Origin of the sequence: Caballeronia sp. LZ016, from assembly GCF_031450805.1 — a bacterium.
Taxonomy (GTDB): domain Bacteria; phylum Pseudomonadota; class Gammaproteobacteria; order Burkholderiales; family Burkholderiaceae; genus Caballeronia.
The window spans coordinates 1,163,264-1,183,901 of the sequence record NZ_JARTVY010000002.1 but is presented as its reverse complement, the minus strand read 5'-3'; the positions used below and the strand labels follow the sequence as shown (position 1 = coordinate 1,183,901).

The window sequence follows — 20,638 nt, the reverse complement described above, 5'->3', positions numbered from 1 at the left end:
CGCGTGGAAGACGCGCACAGCGGCGCAATACTCTTTCAGCGTTCGGTCGATATTCGCGGCAATACGGATCAGTCATGGCGACGTGGCGCAAAGGCGTTGGTTGATCTTCTCGCTAACGATGCGTCCGCCCTGCATTGATTATTCGCCCAGGAATTTCGGGAATTTTTCCCGTCCGGCGAGATTGCCTGTGCGGTGTTTCGTGCGCTAAGTTATTCGCTGGGCCAGGCTTCCTGCAAACGGCCCGCGATTGAACGAACAAGAGCCAACAAAGAACGTTTAGCCGGAGACGCTCATGCAAGTCAGCTTCAAGGCCGCGCGCCTGACGTGCGCGTCGTTTCTCGCGCCCATGGCGTTTCTCTCCGCGATCAGCGCGCACGCCACGGCGCAAACGGCGTATGTGACGAGCGAGACCGGCGGTGTCGGCGTGATCGATCTGGCGAATCTCTCGCTTGCGAGAACCATCGATGTGGGCAAGGACGGCCCGCGCGGTTTGAGCCTCAATGAGGACGGCACGCGCCTCTACGTCGCGAATAAATCGACGGGCGATCTATCAGAAATCGATACGTCTTCGGGGAAGGTCGTGCGGCGCGTGAAGATCGGCAAGAACCCGGAATTCGTGCGGGTCTACGGCGGCTATGCTTATGTCACGTATGAGCCGGGCGAGTCCGGCGGACCGCCCAAGCCCGGCGAGCCGGAGAAGGATGACGACGACGCGAACTCGCCGCCCGCCGAAATCGCCATCGTCGATTTGAAGCCGTTGAAGGTCACGCATTCGGTCAAGAGCGGCCATGAAACGGAAGGCGTCGAGTTTTCGCCGGACGGCAAACTCATTCTCGTCACGAACGAAGGCGACGACACGGTGTCGGTTTATCGCGCGCGCACGGGCAAGCCAGTGCGCACGGTGGAATTGCAAAAGGGCTCGCGCCCGCGCGGCATCAAGCGGTCGCCCGATGGAAAGCAATACGTCGTCACGCTGGAGAACGCGAACAAGTTCATCGTGCTGGACGGCAAGGACCTGAAGATCGTCAAGACCGTCGACACGAAAACCGGCCCGTATGGCGTATCGTTCGATCCGTCGGGCAAGCGCCTGATCGTGGCTGCATCGCGTGACAAGACACTGCAAGTCTTCGACGGCGCCACCTACGCGCACATGAGCGACATACCCGTTGGCCAACGCTGCTGGCATTTCAGCTTCACGCCCGATGGCTCGCGGCTTCTGCTTGCATGCGGCCGTTCGAACGCGGTGTATGTGCTCGATGCGTCGAACTTCCAGACCATCAGGCAGATTGGCGACTTGCCGCTTGCATGGGGCATCGTCACGTATCCGCCGAGCGCGGGGTCGATAGCCGGCCGCTGATCGCGCGGCGTACGGCCGTTTCACTTTGCACCGGCCGTCGTTGCCCGATCCATCTCGCACCTCGCCGGAAGCGGCTGCTAGTATCAGATAGGCTCTCCGGCGAGGACAATCATGCTCACTTTAGCGGAGGCGTTCGATGCAATATCCGATACTCCGGTACGCAAGCGCGTTCTGATCGCGGCTCAGGGCAGCACGGGAAATTGCCGATGGGTGCCCGCCTATATCGGCAAGCGCGGCGAGCTTCGTCACGAACAGTGCATGAAAGACGACATCGAACTGGACGACGCCGCCGCCGATGCCGTTCGCCGCTTCGACGCCGGTTCGCTATCCTCGTGCGCGCTCGTCGTGCATCTTGGGTCACTTGGCGTTGGCGCGCTGGTGATAGGACCGGAATCGCCCAGCGATGCAATGCGGATGCTCGAGCAACTCAAGGCCAATGCACTGGGCCGCTTCGTCGAAGATTATCTGGCCGAGTTGCGGCAACGGCGGCCCGCAAGGATATATCCGTTCAGACCGCGTTGATGACGGCACTCAGTTCCACGCATAGCGCAAGCCGACCCACACGCCACGCGGCGCACCGATGCCCAGGAACTGCTCGTTGGTCGTGTCCGCGCCGTTGAACGTATGGTTCGGGCCGTTGAAGAAGTTCTCGCCCAGAATCGCGAAGTTCGCATAGCGCTTGTTGAGCAGGTTCTTGACCGTTGCATAGACCTGCAACTGCTTCGTGACGTTATAAGTCGTGTCGAGATCGATCAGGAAATAGCCGGCGATGCTGCCGTTCACGTCCTGATTGTTCTCATCGCCGCGCGCAAGGATATTGCTGCGATACGTGAGATTCGTGCCGATGTTCCATCGCGAGAGCGGGTTGTAGTCCACGCGCAATTTCACCGTGTTGGCCGGAATGCCCGGAATGCGGTCTCCCGAATGCACGGTGATGTTGCCGTCGGCGTCGGCGCTCGAATTGCTTGCACTGTTCTCGGTCCATGTCGAGCGATACGTCGCGTTGACATAGCTATAGCTCGCCGCGAGTCCGAGCGGTCCCCACTGCGTGCGCCCGGCAAGTTCGAAACCCTGGCGGCGTGTCTTGCCGACGTTCTGGAAATAGCCGAGCGTGCTCGTCGCGCCTTCGCTGCTGACGAACTGGATGTCGTCCGTGAGTGTGGTGCTGTATAGCGCGGCGCTCCACGTCGTCGCCTTGCCGATACGTCCTCGCGCGCCTATTTCGAAAGTCTTCGAGATGACGGGCTTTAGTTCGGGGTCCGCAATGAAATCGTTCGGCAGCGAGCACGGCGCATTCGGGTCGGCGCATGCAAGTTCGATGGCGGTCGGCGAGCGCATGCCTTCGTTGTAGGTCGCATAAGCCGTGAGCCACGGCGTCGGGTTCCAGTTGAAGCCGATCGCCGGATTGAAACGCGAGAACGTGTGCCGTCCATCGAGCAAGGGCTGCACGCCGCTTTCATCGCCGATGACGGCCTTCGCCCAGTTATAGCGGCCCGCAAGCGTCATCGACCATTGCTCCGTGAACGACAGCGTATTCTCGAAGTAGATTCCCCAGTTTTCGTTACGCGTCCGCGCGTTCGTCGTCGGCACGAACGGGCCTGAGCCGATGGTCGCGCGACTATCGGTGAACTCGGCGGGCTGCGACGATTGCGTGAAATGCGAATTGGCGAAGTCGCCTGCTGCGCCCAGAACCAGCTGGTTATCCATGCCGGCGAGCTTGTTGAGCAGCGTCAGTTGCAGGCTGGCGCCGTAGCTGTCCGTCACGATCACCGATTGATCGTTGGTCGCCTGTGTTAGATCGATTGCGCCGTCGTCGTCGGCTTCGCCATAATTGTCGTTGACGTTGCTGCTCACGTTACGGTTGCGGTAGTGCCGGTAATACAGGTTGCCGCTCAACTCGACGTTCGGCGAGAAATAGTGCTCGCCCGACAGCGTGACGTAGCCCACCTGGTTTTGATTGGTGTCGGGAAACGTGTATGCCTGCTTGTAGTTGTCGAGAAACGAGCGAGGAATCGTTTGCGATCCATTGAGTGTGTTGTCCGCGCCGCCCATCGATAACGCAATGGTGGTGTCGACGTCCGTATAGCGAAGTTTGGCGAATGCTTGTCTCAGGCGGCTCGAATTCTGTGCAGCCCAGCCATTGTCATTCGAGACGTTGGCCGTGAAGTAGTAGTCGAGGTTGCTGCCGATCACGCCGCCCTGTTCGATCTGTGCTGTCTTCCTTCCCCATGATCCGCCGCTTACATCGATATTCCCGCCGGGGTTCGAGCGGCCGTTCTTGGTCGTCACGACGATTGCACCGCCGAGCGTGTTGAGCCCGAACGTCGGATTCGAGCCTGGAATGAGTTGCATCGTATTGATGGCAGCCTGAGGAATGAGGTCCCAGTTCACGACATCGCCGAAGGGCTCGTTGATCCGCACGCCATCGAGAAAGGCCGAAAGACCCTGCGGCGTGCCGAGTACGGGCGACGCCGTGAAGCCGCGATAGTTGATGTCGGTTTGAGACGGATTACCTTGTGCATCGTTGACGTCGACGCTCACTACGTTCTTCTGCAGGTAATCGGTGACGGTCGCGGAGTGTTGCGCTGCGATGTCGTGGCCCTTGATAGTCTGCACATTCGCAGGCACTTTTTCTAGCGGCGTGCCTACGCCGAGCAGCGGGGTCGTGCCGACAACGACGATGGTCGGTAATTCGGTAGTCGGCGGCGCAGTCACCGCTTGCCCCCATGCGCCGACGGTGACGCTCGCGAACGCGCCGCCGAACGCGAGCCTGAGTCCTGCTCGGGGTTTGAACCGATGCGCGAAGCCGGACTGGCGCGGCATGCTCCTCATTGTCGTCTCCGGTTATTTTTCTTTGGGCGTCTTCTAAACGATGAGCCTTTGATAGAAAGAGTCGCACAACACTCCGCGCGCGCACCGGGAGCTTTTCCCGATCGGGCAGGGAAGGGTTCCCAAACGTCATGTGCATGCGCCATCGCGCGAGCCGGGCGTGCTTAAAATGGATTCCGCGATGCCATCCGAATCCTTGTCCTCTCTCGCCGAAGATGCTTCACGCCGCGCCACGCAATCCACTGCGTCGCGCGATCTCGCCTGCGTGCTCGCGATGACCATCATCGCGGGCGCCGGCTTTGCGCTGATCGACTTCAGCGAATTCACCTATCGCTGGACGCGCAGTGCGGAGCGTTTCCAACTCGATGAACTTCCTGCGACTCTCTTCGTGCTCGCGCTAGGCTTTGCATGGTTCGCATGGCGGCGCTATAAGGACGCGCGCCGCGAAGTGCGCCGAAGCCGGGCGCTCGAAAAGGAAGCGGAACATCTGCTCGCGGAAAACCGGCGGCTTGCCAATCAGGCCATTACCGCGCAGGAAGCAGAACGCCGTCATTTAGCCCGCGAATTGCACGATGAACTGGGTCAGTACCTCAACGCGATATCGCTCGATGCAGCACGCATCCGTGATCTGTCCGCTGAACGCGAGCCCGAAGTACATCGGCTCGCTTTAGCACTGATGCAGAGCGCAACGCACGTGTACCGCGAAATCGGTGGCTTGATTCGCAAGCTAAGACCCATCGGCCTCGATGAATTCGGCTTGCCCACAGCCCTGGAGCATTGCATCGAAGGCTGGCGCGAGCGCTTGCCGCAAGCGGAATTCACGCTGACGGTAGAGGGCGATTTCGAACATCTGAGCGATGTGCTCAACATCGCGCTTTATCGGCTCGTGCAGGAAGGGCTGACGAACGTGTCGAAGTTCGCGCGTGCATCACGCGTCGAAATCTATCTGGTGCGTACGCCGCAAACGAACCAAGGCTCGGGCGAGGTCGTCGTGACGATCGCGGACGATGGTCCCGGCATCGATCTGTCGATCCCGCGCAAGGGGCTCGGACTCGTCGGCATGCGCGAGCGCGTGGAAGCGCTGGGCGGCGAGTTTCATATCGCGAGCAGTCCGGGTCACGGCTTTCTGGTCTGCGCGCGCGTACCCGTTCAGGCGGGACGGCCGCTGCCGAGCGCGCCGAACGAAGGGGCATCCGGTGCGCCGGTGAAGTCGGAGAAATGAAGCCCCAGGCGGTTGGCAATCTGCGCGAGCTGCACGCCGTTATCCGCGCCGAATTTCTGCCGTATCACCGATTGATGATTAGCCACGGTCTTCTGACTCAGGCCGAGTTTCTCTGCGATGCTCGGCAGCGTATAGCCTTGCACGAGCAAACGCAGCACTTCGAACTCACGCGCCGATAATTGTCTTCCGGGCGGCCCTTTCTGAATGGTCGCGCGCAATGCAAGCGCTTGGGAAATGTCCGGGCTGAGATAACGAGCGCGACGCGCAACCGAGCGCACCGCTTCGACGAGCACATCGGGCGCGCTCGCCTTCGTGACATAACCGCGCGCGCCGGCATCGAGCGCACGGCGCACGAATATCGCTTCCTCGTGCACGCTGAAGATCAGCACGCTTGCATGCGGTTCGCGCGAGAGCATGCGACGCATCGCTTCAATGCCGCTTGCGCCCGGCAACGCAAGGTCCATGACGACGACATCCGGCTGCAACGCGCAAAACTTCTGATAAGCCTGCGCGGCATCCGCCGCTTCACCCGCGACGCTGACATCGGGGCTCAGTTCGAGCAGACGCTTGTAGCCTTCACGCACAACGGCGTGATCGTCTACGAGCAGCACGGAGATATCGGCGTTCATGGGTATCACTCTCCGCCTTCCGATCCATCGGTTCGATGCAGTGACGCAAAACGCCGCGCGTTCGCATCGTTACGAAAGACGATGGGCTGTTCCTGCGGTTCCTGTCGCGTCGAGGCCGCACGCACCACTTCGATGACTCGCTCATGATGCGCGGACTTGTCGCAGACAGGGTCCGCGTTCGCCGGATCTTGTGTCAGCAGATAAGCCTGACAGCGGCATCCGCCGAGGTCGATCGCTTTCTCATCGCAACTGCGGCATGGCTCTTTCATCCAGCCGAAACCGCGAAAGCGGTTGAACGCATCGCTCTCGTACCAGATGTCCCTGAGCGGCGTATCGGTGACATTGGGAAACGTAAGGCCCGGAAGCGAGCGCGCGGTATGGCAAGGCAACGCCGCGCCGTCGGGCGCGATTCCGAGAAACACCGAACCCCATCCGTTCATGCAGCGCTTGGGCCGGCGCTCGTAATAGTCAGGCACGACGAAGAATATCTTGCACTTGTCGCCGATTTCCTTGCGATAGCGTTCGACTACGGCTTCCGCTTCCTGCAACTGCTCGGCGGTCGGCATGAGTTGCGCGCGGTTCGCATGTGCCCAGCCGTAATACTGCGTGTTCGCGAGTTCCAGATATTCAGCGCCCATCGCAAGCGCCATGTCGATGATGCGTCCGATATGCGGCAGGTTATAGCGGTGCAGGACGCAATTGAGCACCATCGGAAAGTCGTGCGCCTTGATGAGATTCGCGACGCGCTTCTTGAGATCGAACGTCTTCGTGCTCGACAAGAAGTCGTTGAGCTCCTGCGTGGAGTCCTGAAACGAGAGCTGGATGTGATCTAGGCCGGCTTCCTTGAGCGCGCCAAGGCGCTTGTCCGTCAGCCCGATGCCTGACGTAATGAGGTTCGTATAGAAGCCGAGCTTCCGCGCTTCACCGACGAGGGTTTCGAGATCGTCGCGCAAGAGCGGCTCGCCGCCGGAAAAGCCCAGTTGCGCGGCTCCCAACTCACGCGCCTGACGCAATACGTCGAGCCATTGCGCGGTATCGAGTTCGCGCGAGTGGTCCGTGTAATTCACCGGGTTGTAGCAGAACACGCAATGCAGCGGACAGCGATACGTCAGTTCCGCGAGCAGCCACAAGGGCGGCGCAATGGGCGTTCCTTCGTGCTCGGTCTTCGCGATGGGTTCGGAGAGATCGGTCATGCTCGCACCTTTTCACTCTAGCCAGCCACGCGCACGCGCACCGGCGATGAACGCGCGCACATCGTCGCCGATGCCCGATGCGCTGAACGCCTGTTCCAGATCGGCGACGAGCGCGGGGATGTCCCGCGTGCCATCGCAACGAAGCAGAATTTGCGCAGCGCTTTGATTGAGCTTCACCATGCCTTCAGGGTACAGCAGCACATGCGCGTCTTGCGCCGGTTCCCATTGCAGCCGAAAGAGACGCTTGAGCTTCGGACGCAAGGCATCGTCCGGTGCTTCGACGGCTTCGTTCATGCGCTGAGTCGGATTCGTGTCGCTCATGCCGGGAACGCCTTTTCGATTGAATCGAGCATGGTCCAGAGGATATCCAGCTTGAATTGCAGAATGTCGAGCGCGCGTTGCTGTTGTTCGCGCGTCGTGAAATGCGCGAGTGTGACTTCGAGACCATGTTCGACATCCCGCTGCGCAAGCGAAACGCGCGAGCGGAAATAAGCGAGTCCTTCGGGTTCGATCCACGTGTAATGCGCAGGCCACGTGGAGAGCCGGTCCTTGTGAATCTGCGGCGCGAACATTTCCGTTAGCGACGAGCAAACCGATTCCTGCCACGGCGCGCGCCGAGCGAAATTCACGTACGCATCCACGGCGAAGCGCACGCCCGGCGTCACGAACCGGAGCGACCAGAGATCGTCGCGAGAAAGGCCGACAGCATCGCCGAGACGCGCCCATGCTTCGATGCCGCCCGGCTGATCGTCGTAACCATCGTGATCGAGAATGCGCAGCACCCAGCGGCGGCGCGTTTCGCGGTCGGGGCAATTGGACATGACCGCAGCGTCTTTCAGCGGAATGTTGATCTGATAGTAGAAGCGGTTCGCGACCCAGCCGCGTATCTGCTCGCGCGAGCATCCGCCGCTATTCATCTTCACGTTGAACGGATGATGAATGTGATACGCCGTGCCCTTCGCGCGCAGTTGTTCCTCGAACTCCGCGCGCGTCCACGCGGGGCCGGGCTCTTTTAGTGCAGTGAACACCGGGCCGGTCGTGGGGTTCAGCATCGGCGTGAAAGCGTTGCCACTCATTCAATGATTCTCCGCGATGTCATAGCTCGAAACTCATTCCGTCGTGCGCGACTTCGATGCCATGCTCCGACAGCATGCGCCTTTCGGGTCCGTCTTCGATCAGGATAGGGTTCGTGTTGTTGATATGAATGAGCACCTTGCGCACGTCCGCGCGGCCGATCGAATCCAGCACTTCGATCATGCCGCCCGGCCCGCTTTGCGCGAGATGTCCCATATCGGCGCCGGTCTTCTTGGTCAGGCCGAGACGGATCATTTCGTCGTCGGTCCATACCGTGCCATCGACGAGCAACAGGTCGGCCTTCTGCATTGCCTCGACGACATGCGGTTCGAGTGCGCCGAGGCCCGGCGCATAGAACGCGCGCTTGCCGGTTGCATCGTTCGTGAACATGAGGCCGATGTTGTCGCCCACTTCCGGCGCTTCGCGATGCGGCGAATAGGGCGGCGCCTTGCTGGAAAGCGGCAGCGCATGGATGCTTACGCGCGGCAATTCAGGCACGCTGAACGCGGCGCCATCGAGCGCGATGCGGCGGTGCTCGACACCGCAGTAATGCGAGAGGATCGATGTAATCGGAAAGCCTGTCGACAAGTCCTGCCATACCGCATCGGTCGTATAAAGCGGTAGCGGCGTGCCGCGTTCGCGCAGCATCAAGAGACCCGTGACGTGATCGATCTGCGCGTCCATCGTGATGACGGCGGCGATGCCCGTATCGCGCACACGGCGCGCGGGCTGCAATTCCGGGTTCGCCGCGATCTGCGCGAGTATGTCGGGCGATGCGTTGACGAGCAGCCAGTCTTCGCCATTGTCACTGACCGCAATCGACGACTGCGTTCTCGCACGCGCGGCAATGACACCGCGGCGCACGCCGTCGCAATTGCGGCAGTTGCAGTTCCATTGCGGAAATCCGCCGCCTGCCGATGAGCCCAGCACGCGAATTTTCATCGCGGGGTCTCGCACGAATACGTCATGGCCACATTCTCCTCAAGAGCCCGTCTTTGTCGATGAGCTGATGCTTCATTGCGCCAAGGAAGTGAAGCGCGATCAACGCAACGAGCGTCCAGGCGATGAAGCCATGAATTCCGAAGAACAGCTCGCGCATTGCTTTGTCGTCCGATCCCCATTGTGGCAGAAGCACGCCCCAGAAGCGCGTGCCGTACTTGTTGAACGACGAACCGAGATAGCCGGTCAGCGGCATCGCGATCATGCCCACATATAAAAGACCCTGCGTGGTGCTCGCGGCGGCGCGTTGCCACGCTCCCATCGGCGGCAGAGGCGGCCGGCCATAGGCCAGGCGTACCAGGATGCGGATCAGCACCAGCAGGAAAATTGTCAAGCCGAGTGATTTATGGAAGTTGATGACGGTCGACTTGAACGGCAGCCCGCGCGGCAGGCCTACCATATAGAAGCCGATGCACAGCATCGCGATGATCGCGATACCGATGATCCAGTGCAGCGCGATGAGCGGCCGGGCGAAGCGCTCGTTGGCCACCGTCGAACGGTCGGGCGTCGCGGGCCGGGTGCCCACTGCGGTCATGGCATGCCTCCTTCGCGAAAGGGCATCTTTGCGCCGGATAGAGAGTCCATTGTTATCGTCGTTTCATGAATTGGCGATCAGCAATTCCCCCCGTCCGTCTACGGCAAGATCGCCGGCGTAGCGCCTGGGCAAAGCCCTTTGCTCAAGCGTTGAAAAAGGGCCGAATTCTTTAGCGAGCATCCGTGCAAGCAAAAGCCAGAAGACATCGAAGCCTTGTCCGCCTTGCGTGAATGTCGGCCCGATGCGTGACGGGTTCCTCAATAGTACGACCGTGCCGCGCCGCATGCCATAGCCGAGGTGTGCGCCCGTTTGTCCCGCGACGCAGACCGTGCCCGCCACGATGCGTGATGCGGCGAAATCTCCCGCGTTTCCGCCGATCAATATGGTGCCGCGTCGCATGCGGTCTGCAAGGCGCGCGCCCGCATCGCCGCGAACGGCGAGCACGCCGCCGCTCATGCCTTCCATGTTGCCGGGCAGCGCGCTGGCCGCGAAGTCGCCGACATGACCGGATACGTCGATACGTCCGCCTTGCATTTCACATGCGGTGAAGCGGCCCGCGTTGCCTTCGATCGACAGTTTGCCGCCTGTCATGCCGATGCCCGCGTAGTCGCCCGCGTTTCCGCGAACCGTAAGCGTGCCTGCCGTTAGCGATGCGCCAAGGCGATCGAGCCATGCGGCATCGCCTTCGATGGCAAGCGAGACATCGGCTGCATCGGTTTGTGCGATATCGAAGAGATCGCTTAGCGCGCACATGTCGCCGTCGCCCTGCAAAGACATCCGGTCCAGTTCCGCAGGCGACATTTGCGCTAACGTCTGAGGGAGTAATTTGGACGCATCAACGCGAAAGCCGGGCGCATTTTTTACGCGCAACGTAATGGCATTCATACGCGTGCTCCCGCAACATCCGCCGACAATTCATGCAGCCTGAAGTGATAAGGCCCGAGTTTGCCGCCATAGTTTCCTGCCGAAATGCGCAACACGCCGCCGGTGCGTCCGATTGCCGTTGCCGCCGCGATTCCCGCTGTCATTGCGGCGCCGACGTCGGCATCGGTGAGACCGTCGATCACGATTTCGAGCACGCACGCCACTTCCGGAGTGAGTTCGCTTTTCCTCGACAAGCCGACGAGCGTGGGACAAAACGCATCGTTCGTGGATGCGGTCGCGCCTTTGTATTTCGATCCGATTTTCGATCCCGACCGAACGACGCCGCCCGGAAATGGCGTGATGACGTTGGGCAGCTTGTGCATCGCGGCAACGGCGGCTTCGGCCGCCTGTAGCGCACTGTCGATATCGCGCGCAAGAAACAACAGGTTGCCGCCGCCCACTGCCTTGACGGTCGCCGTGAATTCTTCGCAAAGGAATTCGCCGTCCATCACAGGCACACGCCAATAGCGTGTCGGACCAAGCACTTTAGATATCTGAAAGCCATCGCCGAAGAAACGCAGGCCCGCGCCGAGCGGTGCATTGTCGGAGAGCGGCGCGCGACTGTTGAATGGATCAATGCCGCCATAGACGGCCGTCGTCGGGCATGTCAACACGCATTGCCCGACGCGCCGCGCAATTTGCCTGGCGAGTTCTTTAGACGACACGGCGAAGATCAGCACCGATATGCCCGGTCTTCCATCGGGCGTTTCATCGCCGTCCAGATCGCGTTCGATGCCGGCCTCGCATCCGCAATCGATGACGGACGTGGCGAAGCCTGTCAGCGAATTGGCGGCATGACGCGCCCATGTCGGGGTATGCGCGGTGATGATCAGACGCGTCGCCTTCATCGGGAAGGCTTCGGCGAAGGTGTCGTCGATCTCGGTGTCGTTGATGCGCATGGTGGTCATTGTCGTTCGCATGCGACGGGCAACAGCTTGCCGCCGTTGCAGACCGCGCATAGCTCGTCATCGCCGATAGCGATGTTCTCGAACCTTCCCGCGAGGTTGGCATGCGTGTAGTCGCGCACGCGCTGTTCGATTGCGCGGTCGTAGTCGGGCTTCACGTAGTGAATGCCGCCCGTCGGCGTCTTGACCAGGACGCCGTCGCGCGCAATGAGTTCGCCGTCTTTGAACACGAATGCGGGCGATGTGAACATGCGCTCGCGATCCGCGCCTTCGCGATACACCGCGATATCCGCCGCCGCGCCCGCGCCGAGGTGTCCGCGATCGGCGAGACCGAGCAGACGTGCGGGACCCGCGCGCGTGATGATGGCAATTTCAAAAAGAGAGAGTTCGCGCGTGATCTCGCCCAGCACGCTTGCGGTTCTTGCATCGGCGTGCAGCTTGCCGAGTTGTTCGTCGCGAAACGACTTGTCCATCAGCAGGCGTATCAGATGCGGATAACTGGTGAATGGCCCGCCATTCGGATGATCCGTCGTCATCGATACGCGCCAGGGATCATCGACCAGCAGAAAGATTTCGAGTCCGATGATCCACTGCAGCGCATTGACGAAGCTCTGCTCGCGATAGCGAAACGGCACGACGCCGCATCCGCCGTCGCATTCGATATCGCCGAGAATCCATTTGCGCGGGCGTGCCAGTGGCGCGTTGCGGAACTGCATGATCGTGTCGCCGGATGCGGAGACGGTCTGGCCGAAGATGATCTGCCCGACATCGATCGTCACGTTGGGCCGCGCGTTCACCGCTTCCGCAATCGCGCGTGCGCCGGATGAGAACTTGAGCGGGCCTTCGGTCCCATAGCTATGAAACTGAATATGCGTGAGATGGATAGGCAGCCCGTCGGATGCGTCCATCGTCGCTATGGTCGATTGCACATTGCCCGGCACGCCGAGATTGCTTGCATGGACATGCAACGGATGCGGCACGCGCAGCTCGTTTAGCGCGCGCGTCAAGGTTCGTAGCACGTCGCGCGGCGTGATGCCGTAATGCACGTGTGCTTCGTCGAGGTCGAGCGAACGCTGATTGAACTTGAATGCGGAGATGCCGCCAGGATTCACGACTTTGACGCCGAGCGCCTTGTTGGCGTCGATGGTCCAGCCGACGTAATCGCGCATGCGCTCGAAGTCTTCCCTGGCTGCGAGCATTTGCAGGAAGAGTTCGTCGTTGCCCATCATCACGTAGGCGCCGTGATCGATGATCGGCGTGTCGCCCATTTCGAGGTGTGTATGGCGTGCGTTCGATGCCACCATCGCCGGTTCGAACGCGGCGGTGTAGCCCATTTCGGCATAGCGATAGCCGGTGGCAAGCGTGCCGGGCGCGCATGTTCCGCAAGAAGGCAGACGCATATAGCGGCCTTCGTCGGGCTTGCTCGTCTCGGCGCGCGTGTCGTTGCGATGATCTTCCGGCAACAGCAGGCGCGACAGATTGGTCTTGCCGCCGCCGATGTGCGAATGCAGATCGATGCCGCCCGCCATCACGATCATCCCGTTCGCGTCGAAGTCGCGTTCAGGCGGAATGCGTTCGCTTTGCGCGTCGTCGACGATGCGGCCATCGCGAATCGTGATATCGCGCCGGACGCCATCGATGCCGTTAGTCGGATCGTAGACGGTGCCGCCTCTGATGCGCGTCAGGGTCATCACGGCCTCCTTGCGCGAATCAATTCGCTTGCGATCGAAGCCACGGTGGGCAACGCCGTGTCGCGTGCAGCGGCGAGCGGCACCACAACGGATGCATCGACGCGAAACAGGTGGCCGTTGCTATCGATGCCGGGCGTTGCGACGGGGATGAACACGGTGGTTGCTTTACGTGCATCGACTGTCGTCCCCGGATGGCCGAGGACGATGGCGGGCACGTCGTCGGTGAGCGATGGAGGCAGCGGTTCGGGGCCGAAGCTGGAAATCCATAGCAATGCATCGGTTTCCTTGCGGCGCAATAAATCCTCGGTGCGATAGCGGTGCGGATCGTGGTCGAGCGGCAGGCCGTATGCGATACGGGTTCTCAACGGAAAGCCCGATAGCCATGTGACGGCCTGGTTGACTGACAGTGCGCCGTCGTCCCCGGTCAGCGCGAGTGCGCCTGCGCGCGCGGTGCGGTTGATTGTCTTGACGATGCGGTTGATTGCTTCGATTGCGAGGGCTGCGTGTGGAGCGGGCAACGTGGCGGGTTCGTAGATGAAGGCGGTGTAGTGGGCGGTCTGGATGCGTTCGTGCAGCGTCTGGAGTGCTTGAGCGGTTGGTGTGTGGGCGTTGCGGCGTTCCGTCAGCGCTGACCAGAGCGCGAGGATGTCGAATGTATCGGCGTCCTGGAGTATTGCTTTCGCGTGGGCGCTTGCGGCTGGATCGGGGTTGCATCCTACGAAGACGATATCGGTGTTGTGCCTGAGGTTCAGTACGCGCTCGTAGAAGCGCGGATAGCGGCGAGATGGTTCGCACGCGATGATCACGATGAGATCGGCGCGCGAGCGGATTTCCGAGAGCGTCGTGAAGAATGCGCCTCGGTCTTGAAGCGCGAGCGTGCTGGCGGCGAGCGCATCGCCGTGCATGTGGTCGAGGATGGCGCCGGTGTGTGCGGCGAGTTCATAGAGCGCGCGTGCGCCGGTGATGTCGGTCGCCATGCCGGCGAAGAGTGGACGTCGCGATTGTTCCAGGATTCTCGAGGCTTCTGACAGGGCTGTTGGCAGATCGGTGCTTTTGCCATTGATCTGCGGTTTGGTTCCTTCGTCGTCGATGTTGAATGCGGCGAGGGATTGCGCTAGACGCGGACATGTCGTGTTCGGTGCTTCCAGACTTGCAGTCAGCACGATGTCTTCGCATAGCAGTGGGCAGAAGGGGCACGTCTTTTGTGCTGGCGCTTCGAGAGGTGGCGTGGGCATAGTGAGCTACGTTCGAGCAAGGTCTATGCCGTTTGGGGTTTTCGCTCGCGCTTGGGGCGGTGTTGTTTTTCTGGGAGCTTGTATTCGTGTCGGTCTATTAGTGCGCCCCTCCCCGGGGCGGGGGTCACTTTCTTGGCTGTCGACCAGAGTTGGCGCTTTAGCGCCTTACTCTGGTCCCATGCAAAGAAAGTAACCAAAGAAAGCAGCTTTTCTTTCGAACCGCACAATGCACTAACTTGCGTGGCCACTTCGTAGAACATCGGTGGCTCTCAGCTTGACAAAGCCCTGAATCACCCTCCACGCCCACTGACTATTCACGTCCTCCGAGCCCCTTGGCTCGTTAACACCCAACGCGCACTACGCGCTACACACCACCCCGCAGGACCGAACGACAAAGGCAAAGGCAAAGGCAAAGGCAAAGGCAAAGGCAAAGGCAAAGGCAAAGGCAGCGGAGAGCGACGAGACAGCGATGCGCTTGCAACGTGGGTGACCCGATCGCGCAAAGCTTATTGATGTCATTCGTCGATTGGCGCTGGGGGTCATGGCGAACGATTGGTTTTGTCGAGCCAAGGGGCTCGGAGGACGTAAGTAGTCAGTGGGCGTGGAAGGTGATTCAAGGCTTTGTCAAGCTGAGAGCCACCGATGTTCTACGAAGTGGCCGCGCAAGTTAGTGCATTGTGCGGTTCGAAAGAAAAGCTGCTTTCTTTGGTTACTTTCTTTGCAGCGGCAAAGAAAGTGACCCCCGCCCCGGGGAGGGGCGCGCTAATAGACCGACACGAATACAAGCTCCCCGCAAGCAAGCAAGCAAGCAAGAAAGCAAGCCAGCGAGCAAGCCAGCAAGCCAGCAAACAAACAAATGCTCCCGAAACGCAACACACTGTCACCTGCTGCAACAGTAGAACCGCGGCAACGAGCGCACCAAGCAACCCCAGACTGATGGCATAGATATTGAGTTCAGGCGAAGGAAGAAAGCCCAAGCGCCAGCTCATGAACTGCCGACCCAACAAGCCACCCGTGCGCGCCCGCACGACAAGCCTGCGCGAGATCATCGCGATGCCTGACGCCGCCTGCGCCGAAGAGGAGCCGCTGACCTGCCATCGTCCGCACGGCGCGGAGCGTATCGAGGTCCGGCCCCGCACGAGCCCCAACGTGATCCAGCGTCATGACGATGACACGCGCCGGCCAGCAAGCGCTATCGCCATGAAGCGCGCCCAGCGGCCGCCCGCCGTGATAATCGAGCGAAAGCACAGGCTCATATCCCAACGCCGCAGCATCGAGAAAGGCCCCGGCATCGACAAGACTCTCAGTGCCGAACACCGGCACCAGCGATGCGCCCGAATCGCAAACCCCGAACATCGCCCGCACCGATGCGAAGTCGCTGAACCCTGCATCGAGCCAGATCGAAACATCCCGGCCCAGTGCAGCACGAAGCGCAGCAAGCGCACCGAAGTGCGCACCGCGCCCAAGGATCGCGCCGAGATCCGCCACATACAACGTGCGAGAACCCGTCGCGCGAAGCAACGCGCGCGCAACATCGACCGGCTCGCTCGTCGCACACAGCGAAGACCGGATGGGCCGGTAGCGCGAACGCTCGCCGCGCTCCGCACGCACCACCTGACCGTCGAGCAGATCGAGAACCGGTATCACCTGCATGGATGGCCTTCCTTTGATCAAACTATTCGTTTTCGAGTATCTCACCGGAGGCGGCATCGATCCGGATGTCGCCAGCCCAGGCAGTCTCGCCGACCTGAGCGCACTGATCGTCGAAGGCCGCGTGATGCGCGATGCCATCGCATCCGATCTGCGCGCGCTGCCCGGCATCGACGTGACCATCGCCAGTTCGAGCTTCGAACAGATCGATGATCGCTATTCGCATCGACGCGCGCAAGAAGGAGAAGCCATCACCCAGTTCGTATCCCGCATGGCGCGAGAGCACGATTACGCACTCGTCGTCGCACCGGAATGCGACGGCCTGCTGTTGCGCCTCTACGATGCCGTCGGCGCAACACGCTGGCTCGGCTGCGCAAAAGAAGCCATACGCGTGGCGTCCAGCAAGAGCGCGACAGCGGCGTGCCTCGAATCGCACGGCATCGCGACGACGCCCGCCCTCGAACCGGAACAGGCCGCCTTGCCCGATGCAGACCAGTGGGTCGTCAAGCCCGACGACGGCGCAGGCGGTCTCGATACGTACGTCTATCGCAACCTCGACGCCGCGCTGAAAGAATACGAAGCGCGCGCGGCTGCGGGACGCAATCCTGTTCTGCAGCAATGGATCGATGGCGAACCGCTCAGCCTGTCCATCATCTGCGACGATGCAGGCGCACGACTCGTGTCGATCAACCGGCAGCGCATCGGCATGAGCGGCGACACGCAATCGAATCGCAGCGAACGCATCGTTGAATTCGATGGCGTCGATGCCGACTACATCGACCGCGCCAGCATCCAGGGGCGCACGCTCGAGCGGCTTGCCACGCGCGTCGCAGATGCATTGCCGGGGCTGCGCGGTTTCGCGGGCATCGATGTCGTCTGGAATGACGCGCGCGGTCCCGTGGTGATCGAAGTCAATCCGCGCCTCACCGTGGCCTACGCGGCGATCAGCAAGAAGCGCAATCTGGCGGCGCAATTGCTCGCGGCGCATGGTGTGTCAGCCTTCGCACACGATGACACGCGCGTTCGCGCAGTCGGAGCATCGACGTGACGGCGCAGAGCGGCAATGCGCCGGTATTCGGCTGGGACGTGGGCGGCGCGCACGTGAAGGTGTCGATGGCGAGCAGGGGCGCGCTCGTCGATGTCGCGCAATGGGCGTGTCCGTTGTGGCAAGGCATCCCGCATCTGGAACGCGTGATCGAATGTGCGTTCGAACGCTGGCCCTCTGCAGCCCATGCATCCGCGCGCCACGCCGTCACCATGACCGGCGAGATGGTCGACCTCTTTGCGGACCGCGCAGAAGGCGTGCGAACACTCGCACGCACGCTCGCGCAGCGGCTCGGCCCGCGCACGATGTTCTACGGCGGCGAATCGAACTGGCTCGCGCGATCCGCATGTGCCGATGGCTGGCGCAAGGTCGCATCGGCGAACTGGCTCGCAACGGCGCAATGGGTCGCGACGCGCGTGCCTCATGCGCTGCTCGTCGATATCGGCAGCACGACCACCGACATCATTCCGATCATCGATGGCCGCATCGCCGCACGCGGCATGAACGATGCGCAGCGTCTCGCAAGCGGTGAACTCGTGTATCAGGGCGTCGTGCGAACGCCGCTATGCGGCGTCGCGCATCGCATTGTGTTTCGTGGCGAAAGCACCGGCGTGATGAACGAGTGGTTCGCAACGACAGCGGATGTCTATCGTCTGACAGGCGAGTTGTGGGACGCCCACGACCAGCATCCGAGCGCCGACAACGGACCCAAGACCGAAGTTGCAAGCCGTGCGCGCATCGCGAGAATGATCGGACGCGATGCCGGGGATGCAAGCGCCGACGAATGGCGGCGCTTCGCGCTTGCGTGGCGGCATGAGCAATTGCGCACGCTCGAAGCGAGCCTTGTGCGTGTATGCGCGCAGCATGCATCGCTGACGGCTGCGCCCATCGTCGGCGCGGGATGCGGACGCTTTCTCGCGGAAGCGCTTGCTCGGCAGGAAGCGCGCGGCTACATCGACTTCGCGCGCCTGGCGGGCATATCGAATGCGGATGACGAGCGCGCCGAATGGGTTTCGACGTGTGCGCCGAGCGTGGCGGTCGCGTTGCTCGCATCGTCGCCGTCGATCGCGACAACAACGAATCTCGAACGAGGATAAGACCATGTGGGTGGTCAAGATCGGGGGAAGCCTGAGTCACGATCCGGCGCTGCGCGAATGGCTGATGCGGCTATGGGAAGTGGGCGGCGGGCGCGTGGTGATCGTGCCGGGCGGCGGCGATTTCGCGGATGCGGTGCGGCAGTATCAGCGCGAATGGCGCTTCGATGATCTCGCGGCCCACAACATGTGCCTGCTCGCAATGGCGCAATACGCGATCCTCATGCAAGGCATCGTGCCCGATCTCGTGCTGGCGTCGAATGAGGAGCGCATCCGGCGCGCATTGCGCGATGGCCGCGTGGCCGTGTGGGTACCCACCGACCTCATGCGTACGACATCCGATTCGATGACCAACTGGGACACCACGTCCGACAGTCTCGCTGCATGGCTATCCACGACGCTCAACGCCGAGCGTCTCATGCTCGTGAAATCATGCGACGTGGAAGCACAAGCGCCCCTCGACATGCTTGCGGCGAGTGGCGTCGTCGACAGGCGTTTTACTTCTTACGTGCGCGACGCGAACTATCTCGTCGAAGTGTTCAGCAAGGGCGATGCATCGCGCATGAGGGACAGGCTGCTCGCGTTTCAGGCGTGATTTCAGGCATGAACTGCAACGCGCTCGCCGTGCAGGGCGCGCGCCCACCTCTGCACGCGCGAGGGATCGAGCCGGCCGGTGCGCCCGTCGCGTTCATCGCATAGCGCGCCTCTGAAGCCTGCAATGTCCGGTGCGAGCGCGCGAATCTTCTCGAGATCGGACCAGCCGAGCGAACCGGCAAGCGCCGTCATTGCGCCGCGAGAGCGCGCTTGCGCCATGCAGTCCGAAAGCGCCGCCATGTCGACGCAATCGAACAGCGTGCGGCCGTCCTTGTTCGCCGTATCGAACACGATGCCGACGAAGCCGAGTTGCGCAGCGAGCGCGGCAAGCTCGCGGTCCACGCCTTCATCCGACAGCAACACCGGCACGACAGCCGCCGGCAGCCCGGCAAGATGACGCAGGCAATCGGCCGCGTGCTCGCCCGGCGCGACGCCGACCTTTACATAATCGACGCCCGTCGCCGCGACGTCGAGCACGCGATGCGTCATTTCATCGAGGGCATCGTTCGGCAGATCGCCGATCGTCGCGCTGATCGGCCGGACCGCGTACCGCGCGCGCAACGCACGCACGATGAACGCGATGTCCTTCAATGCAACGCCGCCGAGCGCGCCCGCATGCGGTTCCTTCAGATCGATCAGTTCGGCGCCTGCGTGCACGGCATCGAATGCCTCATCGGCCGAGCGGACACTCGCGAGCAATGCGGTCATCGTCGAACTCCAGGGAGATGTGTTACGGATGAAGCGCCTTGGCGCGATGTGCTTCGATGGCTTGCAAGAGCCAGTTCCATGCAGTGCGTTCGTCGTCGCCCGCTGTCTTGTCGACCGCGATGCGCAGATAGGCAATCTCGCTATCCACTTTCTCGGGCGGCAACATGAACAGGCGGCTCACGAGAATCGCGCCCTCGACGATGGCCGCCTGCGCGCGATTGAAGCCGGGAAACGGCGCATGCGTTTCACGATGCACGCATTCCATATGCAATACGGGACGCGTTTCATCGTCGCGGATATCGGCGAGGCGCAGTTCGATATGAGCGAGCGCATTCGCCAGACGCACGCTCGGAACCATCGTGGCCGGGAGCGTGGGCCAGTCGCGCTGAACGCCGGTCACGCAGCCTGCAAAGACGCGCACGTCCGTCGTGAGATTGATGACGGCGCTTTTTGTCGCGACGATGTTGTCGAGCGTCGTGGAAGGGCGAAACGGCGCGAGAATCGCGCGCTCATCTTCGAAGCGCACACCCATCGGCGCGATATGCGGACGCCCGTCGCGGGCCGCGGTCGTCACGATGGTCTCGTAGATCATGATCGAATTCGATGCCGCACGAAGACTTTCATCGATGCATCTTCGTGCGGGCTTATCCGCTTTAGCGTGTGGCGATATACATCGTGATTTCAAAGCCGAAACGCATGTCGGTAAAGCTCGGCGTGGTCCATTGCATGGCTTGTTTCTCCTTGACGAGGTTCGTGCGGCAGCGCCGCCCGTCATACGGACGGCGTTCGCCGCGCAAGCGTTGCAAGCCGCATGCCAAAGGCCGCGAAACGTTCGGCGCTTTCGCATTGTGACGGAAACGCAGCAAAGTGTCCCGTCCGTGCGCGTGACGTTCGATAAGGGATCGCTTAGCCCCTCGCAAGAAATTCGTGAATTCCCAAGCGCCGGGCGCGCGC

General features: G+C 61.6%; 22 protein-coding genes. 7 read left to right on the top strand and 15 right to left on the bottom strand.

Annotated features, from left to right (window positions below):
• The 3 genes from P9220_RS19070 to P9220_RS19060 all read left to right on the top strand — a co-directional run.
• Positions 1 to 138 (top strand): DUF2380 domain-containing protein (locus P9220_RS19070; RefSeq protein WP_309766851.1); only part of this gene is annotated, 138 nt, incomplete at its 5' end.
• A 154-nt stretch (positions 139 to 292) separates the two neighbouring features.
• Positions 293 to 1,357, top strand: coding sequence for a beta-propeller fold lactonase family protein (locus P9220_RS19065; RefSeq protein WP_404980248.1), 1,065 nt, complete (start codon positions 293 to 295; stop codon positions 1,355 to 1,357).
• 111 nt (positions 1,358 to 1,468) lie between these two features.
• Positions 1,469 to 1,879 (top strand): hypothetical protein, encoded by a 411-nt coding sequence (locus P9220_RS19060; protein ID WP_309766736.1) that lies wholly within the window; start codon positions 1,469 to 1,471, stop codon positions 1,877 to 1,879.
• Between the two features lie 9 nt (positions 1,880 to 1,888).
• Here the strand turns inward: P9220_RS19060 and P9220_RS19055 are convergent, their stop codons facing one another.
• Positions 1,889 to 4,189 (bottom strand): TonB-dependent receptor, encoded by a 2,301-nt coding sequence (locus P9220_RS19055; protein WP_309766734.1) that lies wholly within the window; start codon positions 4,187 to 4,189, stop codon positions 1,889 to 1,891.
• Between the two features lie 178 nt (positions 4,190 to 4,367).
• Between P9220_RS19055 and P9220_RS19050 the strand changes: the two genes are divergently transcribed.
• Positions 4,368 to 5,408, top strand: coding sequence for an ATP-binding protein (locus tag P9220_RS19050; RefSeq protein ID WP_309766731.1), 1,041 nt, complete (start codon positions 4,368 to 4,370; stop codon positions 5,406 to 5,408).
• Here P9220_RS19050 and P9220_RS19045 read toward each other — a convergent pair.
• From P9220_RS19045 to P9220_RS18995, 11 genes are all read right to left on the bottom strand, one after another.
• The gene (locus P9220_RS19045; RefSeq protein WP_309766730.1) at positions 5,336 to 6,037 is read right to left on the bottom strand and encodes a response regulator transcription factor; all 702 of its coding nucleotides are present in this window, start codon (positions 6,035 to 6,037) and stop codon (positions 5,336 to 5,338) included. The two genes, P9220_RS19050 and P9220_RS19045, sit on opposite strands and share 73 nt — an antisense overlap.
• A 5-nt stretch (positions 6,038 to 6,042) precedes the next feature.
• Positions 6,043 to 7,230, bottom strand: a complete 1,188-nt coding sequence (pqqE, locus tag P9220_RS19040) for a pyrroloquinoline quinone biosynthesis protein PqqE (protein WP_309766728.1) — start codon at positions 7,228 to 7,230, stop codon at positions 6,043 to 6,045.
• Positions 7,231 to 7,242: 12 nt separating this feature from the next.
• Complete coding sequence (gene pqqD, locus P9220_RS19035; RefSeq protein ID WP_309766847.1) at positions 7,243 to 7,524, bottom strand: pyrroloquinoline quinone biosynthesis peptide chaperone PqqD; 282 nt, start codon at positions 7,522 to 7,524, stop codon at positions 7,243 to 7,245.
• 23 nt (positions 7,525 to 7,547) lie between these two features.
• Entirely contained in the window at positions 7,548 to 8,282 is a 735-nt protein-coding gene (pqqC, locus tag P9220_RS19030; protein WP_309766845.1) for a pyrroloquinoline-quinone synthase PqqC, read from the bottom strand.
• Positions 8,283 to 8,325: 43 nt separating this feature from the next.
• Positions 8,326 to 9,246, bottom strand: coding sequence for a pyrroloquinoline quinone biosynthesis protein PqqB (pqqB, locus tag P9220_RS19025; protein ID WP_309766727.1), 921 nt, complete (start codon positions 9,244 to 9,246; stop codon positions 8,326 to 8,328).
• A 22-nt stretch (positions 9,247 to 9,268) separates the two neighbouring features.
• A complete protein-coding gene (locus P9220_RS19020; RefSeq protein ID WP_309766725.1) occupies positions 9,269 to 9,838 on the bottom strand; it encodes a cytochrome b in 570 nt (189 codons plus the stop codon).
• A 63-nt stretch (positions 9,839 to 9,901) separates the two neighbouring features.
• Entirely contained in the window at positions 9,902 to 10,723 is an 822-nt protein-coding gene (locus P9220_RS19015) for a formylmethanofuran dehydrogenase subunit C (RefSeq protein WP_309766723.1), read from the bottom strand.
• Positions 10,720 to 11,661, bottom strand: coding sequence for a formylmethanofuran--tetrahydromethanopterin N-formyltransferase (gene fhcD / locus P9220_RS19010; protein ID WP_309766844.1), 942 nt, complete (start codon positions 11,659 to 11,661; stop codon positions 10,720 to 10,722). The genes P9220_RS19015 and fhcD overlap by 4 nt, the downstream gene beginning before the upstream one ends.
• A gap of 5 nt (positions 11,662 to 11,666) precedes the next feature.
• The gene (locus P9220_RS19005) at positions 11,667 to 13,358 is read right to left on the bottom strand and encodes a formylmethanofuran dehydrogenase subunit A (protein ID WP_309766722.1); all 1,692 of its coding nucleotides are present in this window, start codon (positions 13,356 to 13,358) and stop codon (positions 11,667 to 11,669) included.
• Complete coding sequence (locus tag P9220_RS19000) at positions 13,358 to 14,593, bottom strand: formylmethanofuran dehydrogenase (RefSeq protein ID WP_309766720.1); 1,236 nt, start codon at positions 14,591 to 14,593, stop codon at positions 13,358 to 13,360. Before P9220_RS19000 ends, P9220_RS19005 begins: the two co-directional genes overlap by 1 nt.
• Positions 14,594 to 15,547: 954 nt before the next feature.
• Positions 15,548 to 16,246 carry a HisA/HisF-related TIM barrel protein gene (locus P9220_RS18995; RefSeq protein ID WP_309766718.1) on the bottom strand — a complete coding sequence of 233 codons (699 nt, stop codon included), beginning with the start codon at positions 16,244 to 16,246 and terminating at the stop codon, positions 15,548 to 15,550.
• Positions 16,247 to 16,259: 13 nt separating this feature from the next.
• On the opposite strand from P9220_RS18995, the gene P9220_RS18990 reads away from it, so the two are divergent.
• From P9220_RS18990 to P9220_RS18980, 3 genes are read left to right on the top strand one after another with little or no spacing between them, the layout of a single operon-like run.
• Positions 16,260 to 17,291, top strand: coding sequence for an ATP-grasp domain-containing protein (locus P9220_RS18990; protein ID WP_309766717.1), 1,032 nt, complete (start codon positions 16,260 to 16,262; stop codon positions 17,289 to 17,291).
• Entirely contained in the window at positions 17,288 to 18,385 is a 1,098-nt protein-coding gene (locus tag P9220_RS18985) for a hydantoinase/oxoprolinase family protein (protein ID WP_309766715.1), read from the top strand. The genes P9220_RS18990 and P9220_RS18985 overlap by 4 nt, the downstream gene beginning before the upstream one ends.
• Positions 18,386 to 18,389: 4 nt before the next feature.
• A complete protein-coding gene (locus P9220_RS18980) occupies positions 18,390 to 18,977 on the top strand; it encodes an aspartate kinase (protein ID WP_309766714.1) in 588 nt (195 codons plus the stop codon).
• A gap of 2 nt (positions 18,978 to 18,979) precedes the next feature.
• Here the strand turns inward: P9220_RS18980 and P9220_RS18975 are convergent, their stop codons facing one another.
• The 3 genes from P9220_RS18975 to pqqA all read right to left on the bottom strand — a co-directional run bounded on the left by P9220_RS18975 (position 18,980) and on the right by pqqA (position 20,412).
• Positions 18,980 to 19,684 (bottom strand): (5-formylfuran-3-yl)methyl phosphate synthase, encoded by a 705-nt coding sequence (locus tag P9220_RS18975; RefSeq protein WP_309766712.1) that lies wholly within the window; start codon positions 19,682 to 19,684, stop codon positions 18,980 to 18,982.
• Between the two features lie 22 nt (positions 19,685 to 19,706).
• A complete protein-coding gene (locus tag P9220_RS18970) occupies positions 19,707 to 20,276 on the bottom strand; it encodes a DUF447 domain-containing protein (protein ID WP_309766711.1) in 570 nt (189 codons plus the stop codon).
• 61 nt (positions 20,277 to 20,337) lie between these two features.
• Positions 20,338 to 20,412 carry a pyrroloquinoline quinone precursor peptide PqqA gene (pqqA, locus tag P9220_RS18965; RefSeq protein ID WP_008354335.1) on the bottom strand — a complete coding sequence of 25 codons (75 nt, stop codon included), beginning with the start codon at positions 20,410 to 20,412 and terminating at the stop codon, positions 20,338 to 20,340.
• Positions 20,413 to 20,638 lie beyond the last annotated feature (226 nt).

What these genes read in the sequence shown, in the direction of transcription:
- pqqB (WP_309766727.1), bottom strand. Translation starts at nt 9,246, where the DNA reads ATGAAAATTCGCGTGCTGGGCTCATCGGCAGGCGGCGGATTTCCGCAA.
- fhcD (WP_309766844.1), bottom strand. Translation starts at nt 11,661, where the DNA reads ATGCGCATCAACGACACCGAGATCGACGACACCTTCGCCGAAGCCTTC.
- P9220_RS19045 (WP_309766730.1), bottom strand. Translation starts at nt 6,037, where the DNA reads ATGAACGCCGATATCTCCGTGCTGCTCGTAGACGATCACGCCGTTGTG.
- P9220_RS19005 (WP_309766722.1), bottom strand. Translation starts at nt 13,358, where the DNA reads ATGACCCTGACGCGCATCAGAGGCGGCACCGTCTACGATCCGACTAAC.
- P9220_RS19015 (WP_309766723.1), bottom strand. Translation starts at nt 10,723, where the DNA reads ATGAATGCCATTACGTTGCGCGTAAAAAATGCGCCCGGCTTTCGCGTT.
- P9220_RS19020 (WP_309766725.1), bottom strand. Translation starts at nt 9,838, where the DNA reads ATGACCGCAGTGGGCACCCGGCCCGCGACGCCCGACCGTTCGACGGTG.
- P9220_RS18970 (WP_309766711.1), bottom strand. Translation starts at nt 20,276, where the DNA reads ATGATCTACGAGACCATCGTGACGACCGCGGCCCGCGACGGGCGTCCG.
- P9220_RS19000 (WP_309766720.1), bottom strand. Translation starts at nt 14,593, where the DNA reads ATGCCCACGCCACCTCTCGAAGCGCCAGCACAAAAGACGTGCCCCTTC.
- P9220_RS19055 (WP_309766734.1), bottom strand. Translation starts at nt 4,189, where the DNA reads ATGAGGAGCATGCCGCGCCAGTCCGGCTTCGCGCATCGGTTCAAACCC.
- P9220_RS19060 (WP_309766736.1), top strand. Translation starts at nt 1,469, where the DNA reads ATGCTCACTTTAGCGGAGGCGTTCGATGCAATATCCGATACTCCGGTA.
- P9220_RS18995 (WP_309766718.1), bottom strand. Translation starts at nt 16,246, where the DNA reads ATGCAGGTGATACCGGTTCTCGATCTGCTCGACGGTCAGGTGGTGCGT.
- pqqD (WP_309766847.1), bottom strand. Translation starts at nt 7,524, where the DNA reads ATGAACGAAGCCGTCGAAGCACCGGACGATGCCTTGCGTCCGAAGCTC.
- P9220_RS18975 (WP_309766712.1), bottom strand. Translation starts at nt 19,684, where the DNA reads ATGACCGCATTGCTCGCGAGTGTCCGCTCGGCCGATGAGGCATTCGAT.
- P9220_RS19065 (WP_404980248.1), top strand. Translation starts at nt 293, where the DNA reads ATGCAAGTCAGCTTCAAGGCCGCGCGCCTGACGTGCGCGTCGTTTCTC.
- pqqE (WP_309766728.1), bottom strand. Translation starts at nt 7,230, where the DNA reads ATGACCGATCTCTCCGAACCCATCGCGAAGACCGAGCACGAAGGAACG.
- pqqC (WP_309766845.1), bottom strand. Translation starts at nt 8,282, where the DNA reads ATGCTGAACCCCACGACCGGCCCGGTGTTCACTGCACTAAAAGAGCCC.
- P9220_RS19050 (WP_309766731.1), top strand. Translation starts at nt 4,368, where the DNA reads ATGCCATCCGAATCCTTGTCCTCTCTCGCCGAAGATGCTTCACGCCGC.
- P9220_RS18980 (WP_309766714.1), top strand. Translation starts at nt 18,390, where the DNA reads ATGTGGGTGGTCAAGATCGGGGGAAGCCTGAGTCACGATCCGGCGCTG.